At 58.5% G+C, this 4,261-nt stretch carries 1 protein-coding gene and 2 pseudogenes; all 3 read left to right on the top strand.

Translation table 11 applies throughout. From position 1 onward, the window contains the following. The first annotated feature begins 1,202 nt into the window (after positions 1 to 1,202). A protein-coding gene (locus VSR34_RS37490; RefSeq protein WP_342965122.1) for an IS5 family transposase occupies positions 1,203 to 2,020 on the top strand; the annotation gives its coding sequence in 2 pieces (ribosomal slippage) (positions 1,203 to 1,551 and positions 1,551 to 2,020; 819 coding nt in all). Positions 2,021 to 2,074: 54 nt separating this feature from the next. Beyond that, positions 2,075 to 2,883: pseudogene (locus VSR34_RS37485) on the top strand (IS5 family transposase). A gap of 12 nt (positions 2,884 to 2,895) precedes the next feature. Beyond that, positions 2,896 to 3,611, top strand: a pseudogene (locus VSR34_RS37480) (IS4 family transposase); the annotation flags it as partial. Positions 3,612 to 4,261: the final 650 nt, after the last annotated feature.

The following is a 4,261-nucleotide window of genomic DNA, read 5'->3' as shown; positions in this document are numbered from 1 at the left end:
CAGCGGCGACCGGCTCGAAAAGGCGCTGAGCGCCGCCCACTAAAGCCCCGCCTGAACCGCCGGCCGCTTTCGCGGCCGGTGCTCATTTTGCCTCGCATGTTTTTGTCCGCTGTCGTGCGCCGGGCATGCTGCAACACGCATTGCACGTTAACTGACCGACACTCACTCCGATCCCGCCGATGAAGCCGATCCGATACACCATCGTCCCTAAGAGGCCAGTTCAAGTGCGACGCGTGTCGCCGTCCGCCGGACGTAAATCGGCAATGTAGTGGATGGCAAAGCTCTTCTCTGCCTTGTCACATTCAACACCTGATTGTCGGAGTTTGAAGCCGTGACCTGCTGTACGACCAGCAGTTGCCTACCCGGACGTGCGCGATTGGTAACGGTCGGGTGCGAAGCTTCGGGGACAACGTACCCTTCATTATGGCGATTCACCCGGGTGACCGGGAAGGAATCGACACTGCCAGCAGCCGTGCGGTGTGGGGGCCAGGCAAGTTCCGCATGCACAACGTATGTGAACTGTTGGATGAAACCTCGTTAGCCTCGAAGAGCCAAAGCTGCTGAAAGGCTCTGACCAAAATGGTGAATGGCCGGTTGTACCCCTTTGAACTGGGTGCACGTCGTCGAAGCGCCATCGGGGAATAGACAGGTGCTAAACGGATAGACCTGAGAGTATCCAGGTCGGCAGGGATGGGAACGCGGGAACCCCGATTCCCCGCCTTCGTTTCGGTTCAATGGAGCGGCGGCAGGTGGCCCGTGAGGAACACTGTTGGGGAAGCGGGAGTGAGAACGCGCAAGAAGCGAAGGGTTGCCTGTAATGGGTGACATAGGGGTTCGAGATTTGCCCCGACCTAAAAGGTGCTGACGTGCGCGTGGTGCGGCTGTCGTTGGTCCATATCAGGGACTCATCAATGGGAAGCTTGAGAGAGGCCGGTTTGACTACGGTTCAGCGCCCGTCTTCCGGTAACGGGAGGAATCGACGATGTGACGTCAATGAAGGTTGTGTATGCACAGACACGACCGGCATCGCCGAGATGCTTCATGCCGTGCGCGAGCCGTATGCGGGGAAACTCGCATGTACGGTTCTTCGGGGGCCGCGTTTCCGAGAGGGAACGTGGCTACCCTCTAAAAAACCTTGATGGTCTGTTAACTTTCGCGGCGCGATGTTAACCTCAGTCGTCCAGAGAACGGAGACCGAGGGGATGCAAGCGCCGATCATTGACGACGAATTGTGGGCACTGATCGAACCGCTACTGCCGAAACCCAGACGCCGAAACAACGAGCGCCGCGGACGATCCCGTGTGTCAGAGCGGGCGGCGCTCAATGGCGTCCTGTTTGTGTTACGCACCGGGATACGGTGGAACCACTTGCCGTCCGAACTGGGGTTTGGGTCCGGGGCGACCTGCTGGCGTCGTCTCGACGCATGGCAGAAGGCAGGCGTCTGGAACAGGCTGCATGCATTGCTGCTCGACAGGTTGCGCGAATCCGGACAACTGGACCTCTCATATGCTGCCGTCGATTCATCGTCGGTACGAGCCGTTGGGGCGGGCGAAAAACTGGGCCGAACCCCACGGATCGCGCGCGCCCTGGTTCGAAGCACCACGTCCTTGTAGATGCCAACGGGGTACCGGTCAGCATGATTCTGACCGGCGCAAACCGTAACGACGTCACCCAGTTGCTGCCGTTGGTCGATGCCATCGCGCCGATTCGCGGCACGCGTGGCCGACCACTGCGCAAGCCAAAACTCATCTACGGCGATCGCGGCTATGACTCCGACGCACATCGCCGGCGCTTGCGAGATCGTGGCATCAGGCCAGTAATCGCGCGGCGTCGAACTGAACATGGCAGTGGCCTGGGGAAATTCCGCTGGGTGGTAGAACGAACTCACTCGTGGCTCCACAATTTCCGTCGGCTTCGCATTCGCTTCGATCGCCGTAGCGACATTCACGAAGCATTCCTCAAATTCGCTTGCTCGCTCGTGTGCTGGAATATATTCAAACGAGCGCAGTCGGATTTTTGAACTGGCCTCTAGACGGTGTTATGAACTTTCGGCCAGACCTGGTACCCTGGCGGGATGAAAAAACGCAGACCCTACCCAACGGATGTATCGGATGAAGAATGGTACTTCGCCGCTCCATACCTGACATTGATGAATCAGAACGCGCCTCAGCGTCGCTACGAATTGCGCGAGATGTTCAACGCCTTGCGCTGGATTGTCCGCGCGGGTGCGCCGTGGCGTCTGCTGCCCAATGACTTTCCGCCGTGGGAGACGGTCTACCAGCAGACGCAGCGCTGGATTCAGGCAGGCTGTTTCGAGATTCTATGGTCAATGACCTGCGTTCGATTGTCCGGGTGGCGCAGGATCGCCGGGGTCAGCCCAGTGCAGTCATCCTCGACGGCCGTACGCTGCAGTCGACGTGCGAGAGCGGTCCACGCGCAGGCTATGACGGGTACAAGCGTAAGAAAGGGAGCAAGGTGCACATGGCGGTAGATACATAGGGGCAGCTGCTTGCGGTGCATGTGACGCCGGCTAACGAACAGGAGCGTGCACAGGTCGGTGAACTGGCGCGACAGGTCCAGCAGGCCACGGGGCAGACAGTGAAAATCGCGTTCGCTGACCAGGGCTACACCGGCGAAGAGCCTGCACAGGCCGCGCTCGATGAAGGCATCGACCTTCAATTGGTCAGGTTGCCGGAGGCGAAAAAGGGCTTTGTACTGTTGCCGCGTCGTTGGGTGGTGGAACGCAGCTTCGGCTGGCTTAACCGCTTCCGCCGACTGACCAGAGACTACGAGCGCTTGCCCGAAACCTTGGCAGGTCTGCATTTCGTCGTGTTCTCCGTGCTTATGCTCGTCCACTTTGCATCCCTTAACAAAAGTGCATAACACCTTCTAAGAGACTGGCTGATTCGATCGACACACGACCGCTGCCTGGATGGTGGTGGCAAGCTCTGGGACAAGGTGCTCAAAACGAAGGCTGTGGGCGAAATCCAGTTCATGATGGCACCCCGCGATGGCCAGAAGGCCCGCACAGTCAAACAGACGCTTGGCATGAAGCGCGTGAAGCTGCCATGCGGTGTGACGGTAACGTGCGTCATTGCCAAGGAAGTTGACCCCCGCGGGCGTGACGCCGGTCGAGTGGCGATTGCTGACCAACCGAACGCCGGCGGACCACGACGAACTGGTTGAACTGATCGACTGGTATCGGGCCCGGTGGGAAGTGGAAATTTACTTCAATATCCTGAAGAACGGTTGCTGCGTTGAAGAATTGCAATTGGGCACCCTTGAGCGCATCGAGCGCGCGCTCGCGCTGTTCATGATCGTGGCGTGGCGCATTGCGTACTTGATGCGTATGGGCAGGACATGTCCCGACCTTGATGCAGCATTGTTCTTCGATCCGGACGAGATTCATGGTGCCTACCTGCTGATGAAAAAGCGCATGCCAGCAGGCGCACAGAAACTGAATGTGGTGCTTCGACTGGTGGCTCAATGCGGCGGCTTCCTTGCCCGAAAAAAGCGATGGCGAACCGGGCGCCAAGACGATCTGGCAAGGTCTGGAACGCGTCATGACAGCAGCCGAAACACTACGCGGACTTCGCCACGAAGCTGCGTAGTCCGAGATGTGTATAACGAGATGCGTTGAACCGGATGAATTGCACCGAATTCGCCGCGATGGATCGGAGTACTACCATTTCAAAGGGAGCGCCTGCTTGTAGAGGGTAGCCGCGTTCCCTCTCGGAAACGCGGCCCCCGAAGAACCGTACGTGCGAGCTTTCCCCGCATACGGCTCGCGCACAGCATTAAGCGTCGTACTGACGCCGGTCTCGCCGAGTTGCACGACACCTTCGCAAGCGTCACATTGTTGATTCGCCTCATCGCTGAGACGAAGGGCGCTGAACCGTAAAGAACGGTCTCTCTCAAGCTTCCCCTCAATGAATCTCAAACATGGACTTGCGACAACTGCACCACGCGGAAGTCTGCACCCTTTCGGGTCAGGGCAAAGTTCGAACCCCTATGCGAGCTATTACCGCACGCCGTTCGCTTTTTCCGCGTTCTCATACCCGCTCCCCCAACAGTTTGCCTTACGGCGTACCTGCCTCGATTTCAATAATCCGAGATCGTGGCGGAGGGTCGGGTTGATATGATTTTCCGTGTCAAGCGGCTCAGTGGTTTTCGGTTTTCGCATAGGGTACGTCCAGTTTCCTGAGGGCGGCGCAGCAGTAACATCGACGGTGTATCACGCTGATATGCGCGGGTTGGATAC

This window comes from Paraburkholderia sp. JHI2823 (genome assembly GCF_038900695.1).
Taxonomy (GTDB): Bacteria; Pseudomonadota; Gammaproteobacteria; order Burkholderiales; family Burkholderiaceae; genus Paraburkholderia; species Paraburkholderia mimosarum.
This window is presented reverse-complemented; position numbering and strand designations above follow the sequence as displayed.